This is a genomic window from Herbidospora cretacea (assembly GCF_001570605.1).
GTDB classification, from domain to species: Bacteria; Actinomycetota; Actinomycetes; order Streptosporangiales; family Streptosporangiaceae; genus Herbidospora; species Herbidospora cretacea.
The window spans coordinates 275,038-291,114 of the sequence record NZ_BBXG01000001.1 but is presented as its reverse complement, the minus strand read 5'-3'; the positions used below and the strand labels follow the sequence as shown (position 1 = coordinate 291,114).

The following is a 16,077-nucleotide window of genomic DNA, read 5'->3' as shown; positions in this document are numbered from 1 at the left end:
GGGTCTCACCTCTTGGGCAGCCGGGCATGCGCGTGATCAACATCAGGAGATTCCGAACTCTTTGCCGAGGAGGTCGAAGACCTCGTCGTCGGTGGCAGATTCCAGGTCGGTCAAAGCGGCCGGGGGGGCCGTGGCGCCGTACCGGGACAGGAGCGTCTGGAGGCGGGCCAGCACGGCCGCCTGGTCGTCGCCGCCGAGGGCGGAGACGAGGGTGTCGAGCCGGTCGAGCTCGCGGAGCACCGGTTCCGCGGTGGCCTCTTCGGCGGGAGCGACCTCGGTGAGCAGGTGGGCGGCCAGCACCTCGGGCGTCGGGTGGTCGAACACCATCGAGGCCGGGAGCCGCAGCCCGGTGGCGACGTTGAGCCGGTTGCGCAGCTCGACGCTGGTCAGCGAGTCGAACCCGAGCTCCTTGAACGCCCGGTGCGGGGGCACCTCGTCGTAGCCGAGGACGGCCGCCGCCTGCCCGCAGACCAGGTCGACGAGCGCCTGTTCCCGTTCGGCGGCCGAGAGCCCGGCGAGCCGCTGGGCCAGCGACGGCCCCTGGGCGGCGGCGGTCTGCGCGGCCGACCTGCGGGTCCGGACCAGCGACCGGAGCAGGTGCGGCACGTGCTCCGCGCCGCCGACGTCGAGGCGCATCGGGACCAGCAGCGGCCGGGGGGCGTTCACGGCGAGGTCGAACAGGGCCATGCCCTCGGAGTGGGAGAGGGCGTCCATGCCGCCCCGGTTCAGGCGGCCCTTCTCGGCGTCGTCGAGGGTGCCGCCCATGCCGCCGCCGGCCCACAGGCCCCAGGCGAGCGAGGTGGCCGGGAGGCCGAGCGCGTGCCGGTGGGCGGCCAGCGCGTCGAGGGCGGTGTTGGCGGCGGCGTAGTTGCCCTGCCCGGCCGCGCCGAACGTCGCGGCGGCCGAGGAGAACAGCACGAACATCCCGACGTCCCCGGCCAGCTCGTGGAGGTTGAGCGCGGCCGTGACCTTGGGCTCCATGACGGCGGCGAGCCGCTCGGGGGTGAGCGAGCCGATCGTCGCGTCGTCGAGCACTCCGGCGGCGTGGACGACCCCGGCGAGCCTCTCGCCCGCGAGCAGGGCGGCCAGGGCGTCCCGGTCGGCGACGTCGCAGGCGGCGGTGCGGACGCCCTCGACGTGGGCCCGGCCCGACCGGCTGACCAGCAGCAGGTCGGTGTGGCCCTGCGCGAGCAGGTGCCCGGCCAGCACGGTCGCCAGTGCGCCGGAACCGCCGGTGATCAGGACGGTGGCGTCCTTGTCGACCGGCGCGGGGACGGTGAGCACGACCTTGCCGATGTGCCTGGCCTGGGAGACGAACCGGAAGGCGTCCCGCGCCTGGCGGACGTCCCACGCCCTGACGGGCAGCGGGGTCAGCACGCCCGCCTCGAACAGGCTGAGAAGCTCGGCGAGCAGTTCGCGGATGCGGTCGGGCCCGGCCTCCGACAGGTCGAAGGCCCGGTAGCCGTCGCCTGAGCGGATGTCGGTCTTGCCCATCTCCAGGAACCGGCCGCCCTCGTTGAGAAGACCCATCGAGGCGTCCACGAACTCGCCCGCGAGGGCGTTCAGAACGACGTCGACCTGGGGGAACTGGTCGGCGAAGTCGAGCGTGCGGGAGCTGGCGACCCCGGCCAGGCCCTCCAGCACGTGCTGCTTGGACTCCGAGGCGGTGCCGTAGATCTCCGCGCCCAGGTGCCTGGCGATCTGGGTGGCCGCCATGCCGACGCCGCCCGCCGCCGCGTGGATCAGCACCTTCTCGCCGCGCTTGAGGTCGCCGAGGTCGGTGAAGGCGTACAGGGCGGTGAGGAAGACGATCGGGACCGAGGCCGCGACCTCGAACGACCAGCCGGCGGGCATCCTGGCCAGCAGGCGGCCGTCGGTGACGACCTGGGGGCCGAAGCCGCCCTCGGCCATGCCGAACACCCGGTCGCCCGGGGTGAACGGCGCGTCCGCGCCGGCTTCCAGGACCACCCCGGCGACCTCGCCGCCCAGCAGCCCGGCCTCGCCGGGATACATGCCGAGCGCGTTGAGGACGTCGCGGAAGTTCAGGCCCGCCGCCCGGACGCCGACCCGCACCTCGTTCGGGCCGAGCGCCGGGGCCTCGTAGGGCGTGAGGGTGAGCGCGTCGAGCGTGCCCTTGGCCGGGGTGTCGAGCCGCCACACCTCTCCCGGGACCGGCAGGCCAAGGTCGGCGCGGGCCAGGCGGGGCGCGGACACCGCGCCGTCCCTGATCATGAGCTGGGGCTCGTCGGTGGCGAGGGCGTTGCCGTAAGGGCTTCCGTCGGTGTCGACCAGGACGAACCGGCCGGGGTTCTCCGACTGGGCCGACCGCACCAGGCCCCACGCGGCGTTCAGCGCGACGTCGCCGGGCAGCGCGTCGCGGGTGACGAAGGCCAGGCGGCCGGGGCGGTCCTCGGCCAGCCAGGTCTGGAGGGTCTCCAGCGTGCGCCGGGCGACCTCACCGGGGGTGCCGGGCTCGACCTCGGCGATGGTCACGTCGCCGGGCTCGGCCTCGGGGACCTCGATGGGGGTCCAGTCGACCTGGAACAGCGCGTCCGAGGAGGTCGCCGCCCGGGGCGCGGCCATCGGGCGCAGCAGCAGCGAGCCGACCGTGGCGACCGGCTCGCCGGCCGGGTCGGCGACGGCCAGCGTGACCGCGTCCGCGCCGCGCGGGGTCAGCCGGACCCGCAGGGAGGCCGCGCCGGAGGCGTGCAGGGTGACGTCGCTCCAGGTGAACGGGAGGCCGCCGGTCAGGTCGTCGGCGAGGAAGCAGCCGTGGAGCGCCGCGTCGAGCAGCGCCGGGTGCAGGCCGTAGGAGCCGGTGTCGGCGGCCGGGGTGGCGATCTCCAGGTAGACGTCGGCGTCCTTGCGCCAGGCCGCCCGGACGCCCTGGAAGGCGGGGCCGTAGGCGAAGCCGGGCAGGTCGTCGTAGAGGCCGGTGACGTCGACGGGCTCGGCGCCGGCCGGGGGCCAGACGTCGAGGCGCTCGCCTTCGGGGGCGGCGGGGATGAGCGTGCCGGTCGCGTGGCGGGTCCACGGGCGGTCGGCGGGGGCGTCCTCGGCGCGGGAGTGGACGGTGATCGTCCGGCGTCCCTCGTCATCGGGTTCGCCCACGACGACCTGGAGGTGGGCCGCCCCGTCGAGCACCAGCGGGGCCTCGATGGTCAGCTCCTCGACCGTGCCGCAGCCGGCCTGGTCACCGGCTCTGACGGCGAGTTCGGCGAAGGCCGTGCCGGGCAGCAGCACCTGGCCGCCGACCACGTGGTCGGCCAGCCACGGCTGGGTCTGGAGGGACAGGCGGCCGGTCAGCACGATCTGATCGCCCCCGGCCAGCGGCATGGCGGCCTGGAGCAGCGGGTGCCCGGCCGGGGTCTGCCCGAAGCCGGAGGGGTCGCCGATCCAGACGGCCTGCTTCGGCCAGTACGACCGGCGCTGGAAGGCGTAGGTCGGCAGGTCGGCGTGGCCGGCCCCGGCGAAGAAGGCGGCCCAGTCGACCGTCGCGCCCGAGACGTGCAGCCGGGCGAGGCCGTCGACGAGGGTCCGGGCCTCCTGCCCGCTCCGCATCAGCGGCACCCACGTGTGGTCGCCCCGCACGCACTCCTGGCCCATCGCGGTCAGCACCGCCTCAGGCCCGATCTCGACGAACCGGGTGACGCCCTCGGCCTCCAGCCAGGCGATCCCGTCGGCGAACCGGACCGCGTCACGGACGTGCCGCACCCAGTACTCCGGATCGGTCACGTCGGCGAGGCCGCCCGACACGACCGGGATCCTGGGGGTGCTGTACGTCAGCCCGGCGGCGACCCGGCGGAAGTCCGTCAGCATCGGGTCCATCAGGCGCGAGTGGAAGGCGTGGGAGACGGTGAGCCGCTTGGTCTTCTCGAACCGGGCGGCCTCGGCGAGCACGGCGTCCTCGGGCCCGGAGATCACCACGGACCGGGGCCCGTTGACGGCGGCGACGTCGACGCTCTCCGAGATCTCGCCCGGCGTCGCCTGGACGGCGACCATCGCGCCACCGGCCGGAAGCGCCTGCATCAGCGCGCCCCTGGCCTTGACCAGCGTGCAGGCGTCCTCCAGCGAGAGGACCCCGGCGACGTGGGCGGCGGCGAGCTCGCCGATGGAGTGCCCGGCGACGAAGTCGGGCCGCACCCCCCACGACTCGACGAGCCGGTAGAGGGCGACCTCGACGGCGAACAGGGCGGGCTGGGTGAAGACCGTCTCGTCGAGGCCCTCCCCCGTCAGGACGGCGTGGGCCACCCCGTCGAGGTGCGCGCAGACCGCGTCGAACGCCTCGGCGAACACGGGGTAGGCGTCGTGGAGATCGCGGCCCATCCCGGCGCGCTGCGCGCCCTGGCCGGTGAACAGGAACGCGGTTCGCCCGTCGGGGCGGGCGACGCCGGGGGCCTCGCGGCCCTCGTCCAGGCCCTCGATCAGGGCGTCGAGCCCGGCGAGCAGGGCCTCGCGGGTCGCGCCCGAGACGGCGGCGCGGTGCTCCAGCGCGGCCCGGCCGACCGCGAGCGTGCGGCCCACGTCGGCGGGGTCCTGGTCCTCGGCGGCCTGGCGCAGCCGCCGGGCCTGCTCGGCGAGCGCGGCATCGTCGTGGGCCGACAGCACCCACGGCACGACCGGCAGGCCGACGCCCTGGCCCGGCTCGTCGGCGGGGGCGGCCTCGATGACCGTGTGGACGTTGGTGCCGCTGATGCCGAACGACGACACCGCCGACCGGCGCGGACGCCCCGTCTCCGGCCACGGCGCGGACGCGGTGAGCAGTTCGACCGCGCCCCGGTCCCACTCGACGTGCGGCGAGGGGGCGTCGATGCCGAGGCTGCGGGGCAGCACGCCGTGGCGCATCGCCATGACCATCTTGATCAGCCCGGCGACGCCTGCGGCGGCCTGAGTGTGGCCGATGTTCGACTTGATCGAGCCGATCCTGACCGGCTCGTCGCGGTCCTGCCCGTAGGTGGCGATGAGCGCCTGCGCCTCGATCGGGTCGCCCAGTCTGGTGCCGGTGCCGTGGGCCTCGACGGCGTCGACGTCGCGGACGGTCAGCCCGGCGTCGGCGAGCGCCTGCCGGATGACCCGCTGCTGCGACGGCCCGTTCGGGGCGGTGAGGCCGTTGGACGCGCCGTCCTGGTTGACGGCCGAGCCGCGGACGAGCGCGAGCACCCGGTGGCCGTGGCGGCGCGCGTCGGAGAGGCGCTCGACGAGCACCATGCCGACGCCCTCGGCCCAGCCGGTGCCGTCGGCGGAGGCGGCGAAGGGCTTGCAGCGGCCGTCGGCGGCCAGGCCCTGCTGCTTGGAGAACTCGGCGAACATGCTCGCGGTGGCCATGACGGTGATGCCGCCGGCCAGCGCCATCGTGCACTCGCCCGACCGCAGCGACCGCACCGCCATGTGCAGCGCGACCAGCGACGACGAGCACGCTGTGTCGACGGTGACGGCGGGGCCCTCCAGTCCGAAGGTGTAGGCGACCCGGCCGGAGACGACGCTGGTCGCGCCGCCGGTCAGCAGGTGGCCGTCGAGCCCTTCGGAGGGGTCGGCGCCGGTCCCGTACCCGGCGGAGGCCGCGCCGACGAACACGCCCGTCCGGCTGCCCTTCAGGGTGCCGGGCTCGATCCCGGCGCGTTCGAACGCCTCCCACGAGGTCTCCAGCAGGAGCCGCTGCTGCGGGTCCATCGCCAGGGCCTCGCGGGGCGAGATGCCGAAGAAGGGCGCGTCGAAGGCGTCCGCGTCGTGCACGAACCCGCCGAGCCGGACGTAGGCGCCCTCGGTGGTCAGGTCCCAGCCCCGGTTGACCGGGAAGCCGGTGATGCCGTCGCGTTCGCCCGCGACCAGGTCCCACAGGTCCTCGGGCGACCTGACGTCGCCGGGGAACCGGCAGCTCATCGCGACGATGGCGATCGGCTCGTCGGCCGCGGCCACCGCGAGGGGACCGGCGGCCTTCTCCTCCGCGCCCAGCAGGCGGTCGCCCAGGTGGGCGGCGAGGGCGACGGGGGTCGGGTAGTCGAAGACGAGCGTCGCGGGCAGCCGCTCCCCGACCGCCACGTTGAGCCGGTTGCGCAGCTCGACGCTGGTGAGGGAGTCGAACCCGAGCTCCTTGAACGCCTTCCCGCCCGGCACGGCCTCCGCCGACGCGTGTCCCAGCACGATCGCCGCCTGGCCGCGTACCAGCTCGACCAGGGCCTTGTCGCGGTCGGCGGGGGCGAGCCCGGCGAGCCGCGCCGCCAGGGAGGAGGTGGCGCCGGCGGCCGAGGCGACCCCCCGCGCGGGGCCCTGCACGAGCGAGCGCAGCAGCGGGTGGACCGGGCCGCCGCGCATGCTCCGCAGGTCGAGGTGCATCGGCAGTTGCAGCGCCTCGTCGCGGCGCAGGGCTAGGTCGAAGAGCGCGAGGCCGTCGGCGACCGGCAGGGCCGACATGCCGCCCCGGGAGATGCGGCCCTTCTCCGAGTCGTCGAGCAGGCCGCCCATGCCGCCGCCGGACCACAGGCCCCAGGCCAGGGAGTGGGCCGGGAGCCCGAGCGAGCGGCGGTGGACGGCCAGCGCGTCGAGGGCGGTGTTGGCGGCGGAGTAGCTGCCCTGCCCGGCCGCGCCGAACGTGGCGGCGGCCGAGGAGAACAGCACGAACATGCCGACGTCGCCGACGAGTTCGTGCAGGTTGAGCGCGGCCTGGACCTTCGGCTCCAGCACCTTGGCGAGCCGTTCGGGGGTCAGCGACTCGATCACGCCGTCGTCGAGCACGCCCGCGGTGTGGACGACCCCGGCGACGTCCTCGTTCACCAGCAGGTTCGCCAGCGCGGTCCGGTCGGAGACGTCGCAGACGGCGGCCCGGACCGACCCGATGCCGGCCTCTCCCCCGGCGGCGCGGATGCCGTCCCAGTCGGCCCGGCCCGAGCGGCTGACCAGCAGCAGGTCGGTGAAGCCCTGGGCGAGCAGGTGCCCGGCCAGCACGGTCGCCAGCGCGCCGGAACCGCCGGTGATGAGGACGGTGGCGTCCTTGGCGACCGGCGCGGGGACGGTGAGCACGACCTTGCCGATGTGCCTGGCCTGGGAGACGAACCGGAAGGCGTCCCGCGCCTGGCGGACGTCCCACGCCCTGACGGGCAGCGGGGCCAGCACGCCCGCCTCGAAGAGGCCGAGGAGCTCGGCGAGCAGTTCGCGGATGCGGTCGGGACCTGCTTCGGACAGGTCGAAGGCCTGGTAGCCGTCGCCGGAGCGGATGTCGGTCTTGCCCATCTCCAGGAACCGGCCGCCCTCGTTCAGCAGGCCCATCGAGGCGTCCACGAACTCGCCCGCGAGGGCGTTGAGGACCACGTCGACCTTCGGGAACTCGTCGGCGAAGTCGAGCGTGCGGGAGCTGGCGATCCCGGCCAGGCCCTCCAGGACGTGCTGCTTGGACTCCGAGGCGGTGCCGTAGATCTCCGCGCCCAGGTGGCGGGCGACCTGCACCGCCGCCATGCCGACCCCGCCGGCGGCGGCGTGGATCAGCACCTTCTCGCCGCGCTTGAGGTGGCCGAGGTCGGTGAAGGCGTACAGGGCGGTGAGGAAGACGATCGGGACCGAGGCCGCGACCTCGAATGACCAGCCGTCGGGCATCCTCGCCAGGAAGTGGTGGTCGGTGACGACCTGGGGGCCGAAGCCGCCCGCCGCCATGCCGAACACCCGGTCGCCCGGCGCGAACGGCGCGTCCGCGCCCGCCTCCAGGACGACCCCGGCGACCTCGCCGCCCAGGAGCCCGGCGGGTTCGGGGTACATGCCGAGCGCGTTGAGCACGTCGCGGAAGTTGAGGCCCGCCGCCCGGACGCCGACCCGCACCTCGTGGGGGCGAAGGGGCTCGATCGCGACGGGGGCCAGGGTGAGGGCGTCGAGGGTGCCCTTGGTCTCGACGTGCAGCCGCCAAGTGGCGTCCGGCGGGACGAACCCCGCGGGGGCGCGGACCAGGCGGGGCGCGAACGCCCTGCCGTCGCGGAGCATGAGCTGCGGCTCGTCGAGCGTGAGGGCGCGGTCGAGCGGGGTGCCGTCGGTGTCGATGAGCACGAACCGGCCCGGGTTCTCCGACTGGGCCGACTTCACCAGGCCCCACGCGGCGTTCAGCGCCACGTCGCCGGGCAGCGCCTCGCGGGTGACGAAGGCCAGGCGGCCGGGTTCGTCGTTGACGAGCCAGTCCTGGATGAGCCCCAGGGTGACCTCGGTGACCTCGGCCACCGTGCCGGGGGCGAGGTCGGCGATGGTGACGTCGTCGGCGTGGGTGTCGGGCAGGGCGACCGGCGTCCACTCGACCCGGAACAGCGACTCGGCGACCGCCGGGACGGTCGCGGCGCGCTCGGCGGGCCGGACGACCAGCGCGCCGACCGACGCGACCGGGGCTCCCGCGGGGTCGGTGACCAGCAGGGAGACGGACTCGGGGCCGGTCCGGGTGAGCCTGGCGCGCAGCCGGGTCGCGCCGGAGGCGTGCAGCACGACGTCGCTCCACGAGAACGGCACCCGGCCCTCGCCGTCGCCGAGCGACTGGAGGAACGCGCCGTGCAGCGCCCCGTCGAGCAGCGCCGGGTGGAGGCCGAAGCGGGCGGCGTCGGCGTGGTCGTCCTCCGGGAGCGCCACCTCCAGGTAGACGGCCTCGTCGAGCCGCCAGGCGGCGGTGATCCCCCGGAAGGCGGGGCCGTAGTCGAAGCCGAGGGCGACCAGGCCCGGGTAGAGGCCGGTCACGTCGACCGGTTCCGCGCCGGCGGGCGGCCACGCGGTCAGGTCCTCGTCGGGCAGGCCGGGCACGCCCGGGGCCAGGGTGCCGGCGGCGTGCCGGGTCCAGGGGGCGTCGTCGGGGGCGTTCTCGTCGCGGGAGTGGACGCCCACCCGGCGGCGGCCCGTGTCGTCGGCGGTGCCCACGGTGACCTGCACCCGGACGCCGCCCTGGTCGGGCAGCGGCAGCGGGGCGGCCAGCGTGAGGTCCTCGATCGCGCCGCAGCCGACCTGGTCGCCGGCTCTGATCGCCATCTCGGCGAACGCGGTGCCGGGCAGGATGACCCGGCCCATGACGCGGTGGTCGGCCAGCCATGGCTGGGTCTGCGCCGACAGGCGGCCGGTCAGCACCACGCCGCCCTCGGCGAGGGTGACGGCGGCGCCGAGCAGCGGGTGCCCGGCGGGGGTCTGGCCGAGCCCGGCGGCGTCCCCGGCCCAGACGGCGGGCTTGGGCCAGTAGCGCTTGCGCTGGAAGGCGTAGGTGGGCAGGTCGACGGGGGTCGCGCCGGTGAACAGGGTGGTCCAGTCGACCGGGCCGCCCGCGACGTGCAGGCGGGCGAGCGCCTCGACGGCCGTCTCCGGCTCGGGGCGGCCCCGGCGGCAGACGGGGATCCAGACGGCGTCGCCCTCGTAGGTCTCCTGGCCCATCGCGGTCAGCACGGCGTCCGGCCCGATCTCGACGAACCGGGTGACGCCCTCGGCCTCCAGGCGGCGGATGCCGTCGGCGAACCGGACCGCGTTGCGGACGTGGCCGACCCAGTAGGCGGGCGTGGTGACGTCGCCGTGCGCCACGAAGGGGATGACCGGCTCGTGGTAGGTCAGCGTCACAGCGACGCGGTGGAAGTCGGCCAGCATGGCGTCCATGCGGGCCGAGTGGAAGGCGTGGGAGACGGTGAGACGCCGGGTGCGGCGGCCCATCGCGGCGAAGCGGGCCGCCTCGGCCAGCACGGCGTCCTCGTCGCCGGAGACGACGACGGAACGGGGGCCGTTGACGGCGGCGACGTCGACGCCCGCCGAGATCTCCTCCTCGGCCGCCTCGACGGCGATCATCGCGCCGCCCGGCGGCAGCTCGCGCATGAGGGTGGCCCGCGCGCCGACGAGCGCGCAGGCGTCGTCGAGCGACAGGACGCCCGTGACGTGGGCGGCGGCCAGTTCGCCGACCGAGTGCCCGGCGACCTGGTCGGGGGTGACGCCCCACGACTCCAGCAGGCGGAACAGCGCGACCTGGAAGGCGAAGAGCGCGGGCTGGGTGTTGCCGGTCTCGTCGAGGTCGTCGCCGATGACGAGCCGGTCGGCCACGTCGTCGTAGGCCTCGGCGAACGCCGGGTAGGCGGCGTAGAGGCCGCGCCCCATCTCGGCGTGCTGCGAGCCCTGGCCGGTGAACAGGAAGGCGGTCCGGCCCGGGACGACCACGCCGGTCACGCCGCCCCGGCCCTCGGCGATGAGGTCGAGCGCGCCGGTCAGGTCAGGGCCCAAGGCGACCGCGCGGTGCTGGAGGGCGGCGCGGGACCGTACGAGGGAGAGCGCCACGTCGGCCGGGTCGAGGGTGGAGACCTCCAGCCGGTTGCGCAGGCGGCGGGCCTGCTCGCGCAGGGCCTCCTCGGTGCGGGCCGAGAGCGGCCAGGCGACGACCGGGACCGGGTCGCGGTCCGCGGCGGGCTCGGCGGCGGGGGCCTGCTCGATGATCGTGTGGACGTTGGTGCCGGAGATCCCGAACGACGAGATGCCCGCCCGGCGGGGCGCGCCGGTCTCCGGCCACGGGGTGGCCTCGGTGAGCAGGTCGACCGAGCCGGCGGTCCAGTCGACGTGGGGCGAGGGGGCGTCGACGTGGAGGGTGGGCGGCAGGACGCCGTACCGGATGGCCTGGACCATCTTGATCACCCCGGCCACGCCGGCGGCGGCCTGGGTGTGGCCGATGTTCGACTTGACCGACCCCAGCAGGAGGGGCCGTTCGCGGTCCCGGCCGTAGGTGGCCAGCAGCGCCTGGGCCTCGATGGGGTCGCCGAGCTTGGTGCCGGTGCCGTGCGCCTCGACGGCGTCGACCTGGGCGGGGGTGAGCCCGGCCGAGGCGAGGGCCTGCCGGATGACCCGCTGCTGCGACGGCCCGTTGGGCGCGGTGAGGCCGTTGGACGCGCCGTCCTGGTTGACGGCCGAGCCCCGGACCACGGCGAGGACCTCGTGGCCGTTGGCCAGGGCGTCCGACAGCCGCTCGACGACCAGGACGCCGACGCCCTCGCCCCAGCCGGTGCCGTCGGCGGCGGCGGCGAACGCCTTGCAGCGGCCGTCGGGGGCGAGCCCGCGCTGGCGGGAGAACTCGATGAACAGCCCCGGCGTCGACATGATCGTGACGCCGCCCGCCAGGGCCAGCGCGCACTCGCCCTGGCGCAGCGCCTGGGCGGCCATGTGCAGCGCCACCAGCGAGGAGGAGCAGGCGGTGTCGACGGTGACGGCCGGGCCCTCCAGCCCGAGGGTGTAGGAGACCCGGCCCGACAGCACCGAGGCGGTGGTGCCGGTCGCGACGTAGCCCTCCGCGCCGTCGGCGCCGCCGCCCATCAGCAGCGTCGCGTAGTCCTGGCCGTTGGTGCCGGTGAAGACGCCGGTACGCGATCCCTTCAGCGACGAGGGGTCGATGCCGGCCCGCTCCAGCGCCTCCCAGGAGGTCTCCAGCAGCAGGCGCTGCTGCGGGTCCATCGCCAGGGCCTCGCGCGGGGAGATGCCGAAGAACTCGGCGTCGAAGTCACCGGCGGCGTCGATGAACGCGCCCTCGCGGGAGTGGGAGGTGCCCGCGCGGTCGGAGCCGGCGTCGTGGTCGAGCTGCCAGCCCCGGTCGGCGGGGATCTCGGTGACCGCGTCGCCCCCGGCGGCCAGCAGCCGCCACAGGTCCTCGGGTGAGGCGACGCCGCCGGGGAACCGGCAGCCCATGCCGACGATGGCGATCGGCTCGTCGTCGGCCGCGACCACGACGTCCTCGGTCTCGCCGTCGTCGCCGAGCAGCTCGCGGCGGAGGAACTCGGCGAGCGCGGCCGGGGTCGGGTGGTCGTAGATCATCGTGGCCGGGAGCCGGAGCCCGGTGGCCGCGCCCAGCAGGTTGCGCAGCTCGACGGCCGACAGCGAGGTGAAGCCGAGCTCCTTGAAGGCCCGCTCCCCCGCGACGTCGGCGGCGGTCTCGTGTCCCAGCACGGCCGCGGCGTGCCCCGCGACCAGGTCCAGCAGGAAGCCCGCGTGGCGGTGCTCGGGCATGGCCCGGAGGGCGTCCCGCAGGCCCGGCTTCTCCGCCTCGGCCTGGGCGCCGGTCCCGGCGGGGAGCTCGGCGAGGTCGGCGATGACGGGCGCGGGCCGGACCGAGGCGAACGCCCGCCCGAAGACGGGCCAGTCGATGTCGGCGACGGCAACGTGGGTGTCCCCCGCCTCCAGCGCCTGGGCCAGCGCCCTGACCGCCTTGGCCGGGTTGAGCGCGGAGACGCCGCCCCGGCGCAGCCGCTCGCCGATCGACGGGTCGGCGGCCATGCCTTTGTCGGCCCACGGCCCCCACGCGATCGACGTGGCGGGCAGCCCCCGGTCGCGGCGGTACTGCGCCAGCGCGTCGAGGTGGGCGTTGGCGGCGGCGTAGGAGGCCTGGCCCGAACCGCCCAGCGTGCCCGCCAGGGAGGAGAAGAGCACGAAGGCGTCGAGGTCGCCGGCGAGGTCGTGCAGGTTGCGGGCGGCGGTGACCTTGGCGGTCAGCACGGTGTCGAGCCGCTCGGGGGTGAGCCCGTCGAGCACGCCGTCGTCGAGCACTCCGGCCGCGTGGACGACGGCGGTCACCGGCGTCTCGGCCAGCAGCGCGGCGAGCGCGTCCCGGTCGGCGACGTCGCAGGCGACGACGTCCACGCGGGCGCCGGTCAGCGAGGCCTTCAGCTCGGCCGCGCCGGGGGCGTCGAGCCCGCGCCGCCCGGCGAGGACGATGTGGGCCGCGCCCTCGGCGGCCAGCCAGCGGGCGATGTGCCCGCCGAGCGCGCCGGTGCCGCCGGTGACGAGCACGGTGCCGCCCGGCCGCCAGCCGGGACCGGTGGCCTCGACTCCCGCCCGCGCGAGGCGGCGGGTGAGGACGCCGCCCTCCCGGATGGCCAGTTCGTCGTCGGTGGTCGTGCCGGCCAGCACCCGGCGCAGGTGGTCGATCGCGGCGTCGTCCAGAAGCGGCGGCAGGTCCACTAGGCCGCCCCAGCGGTCGGGGTGCTCGCGGGCGGCGGCCCGGCCGAGGCCCCAGACCTCGGCCTGGGCCGGGTCGGTCAGCGGGTCGCCGTCGCCGGTGGAGACCGCACCACGGGTCGCCACCCACAGCGGCGCGGAGACACCGGCCTGGACGAGCGCCAGCGTGCGGGCCAGGCCCCGGGTGACGGCGGTGTGTCCGTCGGCGATCGTGGTGTCGAGGGCCAGCGTGGAGAAGACGCCGTCGAAGGGGCCGAGCGCGGCCAGCTCGCCGGCGGCGGGCACGTCGGTCAGGTGGACGGCGTCGGTGAAGACCTCGCCGATCCGCTCGCCTTCGAGGTCGTCGCCGACGAGGAGCCAGCGGCCGGTGACCTGGGCGTTCAGGGTGAGCGGCGACCAGTGGACGCGGTAGCGCCACTCGCCCGCGCTCGTGGGGCGGACCGGCGGGTCGGCCCAGAAGCGGCGGCGCTGGAAGGCGTAGGTCGGAAGGTCGACGTGCGGTCCCGGGTCCCCGGCCAGTGCGGTCCGCCAGTCGAACTCGACGCCGTTGACGTGGAGCCCGGCGAGGGCCTGGACGAAGGAGGCCCGCTCCCCCCGGTCGGCGCGCTGGGCGGGGAGGACCACGGCCTCGGTCTGGTCGGCGGCCATGGCGGTGAGCACCGCGTCGGGTCCGACCTCCAGGAACGTCGTGACGTCGCCGAGCCCGGCCAGCGTGTCGGCGAACCGCACGGTGTCCCTGACGTGCTTCACCCAGTAACCGGCGTCCCGGCCGCCGTCGAACGGGATGGCCGGTTCGTTGTACGTGAGCGCCGCGCAGACCTGGCGGAACGCGTCGAGCATGGGGTCCATCAGGCGGGAGTGGAAGGCATGGGAGACGTTCAGCCGCTTGGTCTTCTCGAACCGGGCGGCCTCGGCGAGCACGGCGTCCTCGGCACCGGAGATGACCACGGATCGCGGCCCGTTGACGGCCGCGATGTCGACATTCCCCGAAATTTCGCCCGGCGCGGCCTGTATGGCGACCATCGCCCCACCGGCCGGAAGCGCCTGCATCAAGGAAGCCCGCGCCTTCACCAAGGTGCAGGCGTCGTCCAGGGACAGAATGCCCGCGCAGTGCGCGGCGGCGATCTCCCCGATGGAGTGACCCGCCACCACATCGGGCCGCACCCCGAACGACTCCAGAAGACGGAACAGCGCCACCTCGAACGCGAAGATCGCCGGCTGCGCGACCCCCGTCTCATCGAGCCCCACCCCCGTCCGAACGGCCTCTGCCAGGTCAATGGGGTCGTGGACCGGGTCGGGGAATCTCACCTTTCCAGCCGCACCGGCGCCAGAAGCTTCTGTGTCTTCGGACCGGCCAGCGCTGGAGGACTCGGCCTTCGTCGGGCCCGACGCGGTCGTCATCAGGCGGTCGCGGACCTGGTCGAAAGCCTCGGCGAAGGCCGGGAAGGTGTCGTACAGTTCGCGGCCCATGCCCGGTCGCTGGGAACCCTGGCCGGTGAACAGGAAGGCCAGTCTGCCGTCGCCACGGGCGACGCCCGAGACGAGACCGGGGTGGGGGCGGCCCTCGGCGAGGGCGGTCAGGGCCGCCTCGTCGCCCGCGACCACGGCCGCCCTGACGGGGAGCTGGGCCTTGCGGGACAGGGCGAACGACGGGTCGGTGGCGGGGAGGGCGGCGCGGAGGCGTACCGCCGAATGCTGGAGGGCCTCGGGGGTGGCGGCGGTGAGGACCCAGGCGCGGCCCTCGGCCGGCGCGGCCGGTTCCTGGGCCGGAGGCTCCTCGATGACGGCGTGGGCGTTGGTGCCGCTGAAGCCGAACGACGACACCCCGGCCCGGCGGGGGCGCTCCCCGGCGGGCCACGGGACGGCTTCGGTGAGGAGCTCGACCGCGCCGGCCGACCAGTCGACGTGCGGGGAGGGCTCGTCGACGTGCAGGGTCTTCGGGAGCAGGCCGTGGCGCAGCGCCATGACCATCTTGATGACTCCGGCGACGCCGGCGGCGGCCTGGGTGTGGCCGAGGTTCGACTTGACCGAGCCGAGCCAGAGCGGCTCCTCGCGGTCCTGGCCGTAGGTGGCGAGCAGGGCCTGGGCCTCGATGGGGTCGCCGAGGGAGGTGCCGGTGCCGTGGGCCTCGACGGCGTCGACGTCGGCGGGCGTGAGCCGGGCGTTGTCGAGCGCCTGGCGGATCACCCGCTGCTGGGCGGGCCCGTTGGGGGCGGTCAGGCCGTTGGACGCGCCGTCCTGGTTGACCGCGGAACCGCGCACGACCGCCAGCACCGGGTGGCCGTTGCGCAGGGCGTCGGAGAGGCGCTCGACGACCAGCATGCCGGCGCCCTCGCCCCAGCCGGTGCCGTCGGCCCCGGCCGCGAAGGCCTTGCACCGGCCGTCGGGCGACAGGCCCCGCTGCCGGGAGAACTCGATGAACGCGCCCGGCGTCGACATGACCGTCACGCCGCCCGCGAGCGCCAGCGAGCACTCGCCCAGGCGCAGCGACTGGACGGCCAGGTGCAGCGCCACCAGCGACGCGGAGCACGCCGTGTCGACGGTCACGGCCGGGCCCTCCAGCCCGAACGTGTAGGCCAGGCGGCCGGAGACGACGGAGGCCGCGTTCCCCGTGCCGAGGAAACCCTCGACGCCCTCGGCGGCGACCGCGAGCGCCGCGTAGTCCTGGCCGTTGGTGCCGACGAAGACGCCGGTCCGCGACTCGCGCAGGTCATGAGGGTCGATCCCGGCCCGCTCCAGCGCCTCCCACGACGTCTCCAGCAGCAGCCGCTGCTGCGGGTCCATGGCGACCGCCTCACGCGGCGAGATCCCGAAGAACGCCGCGTCGAACGCCGCCGCGTCCCGCAGGAACCCGCCCTCGCGGGCGTAGCAGGTGCCCGGGTGGCCGGGGTCGGGGTGGTAGAGGCCGTCCACGTCCCAGCCCCGGTCGAGCGGGAACCCGCCGACGGCGTCACCCCCGGCGGCCAGCAACTCCCACAGGCCCTCGGGCGAGTCGGCCCCGCCCGGGAACCGGCAGCCCATGCCGACGATCGCGATGGGCTCGTGCCCCGCGGCCTCGGCCTCCTTCAACCGGCGACGCGTCTGGTGAAGATCGGCTGTCACCCGCTTGAGGTAGTCGAGGAGCTTCTCTTCGTCCTTCATTTCGCGGTTCACCTGGCCTCT

Annotated in this window: 1 protein-coding gene; it reads right to left on the bottom strand. The window is 75.4% G+C overall.

Annotation, left to right across the window (positions count from 1 at the left end; translation table 11 throughout):
- Positions 1-42 precede the first annotated feature (42 nt).
- A complete protein-coding gene (locus tag AW270_RS40935; RefSeq protein WP_061289095.1) occupies positions 43-16,056 on the bottom strand; it encodes a type I polyketide synthase in 16,014 nt (5,337 codons plus the stop codon).
- Positions 16,057-16,077: the final 21 nt, after the last annotated feature.

Excerpts from the sequence above, each read along its gene's own strand:
- AW270_RS40935 (WP_061289095.1), bottom strand. The coding sequence starts at position 16,056 with ATGAAGGACGAAGAGAAGCTCCTCGACTACCTCAAGCGGGTGACAGCC.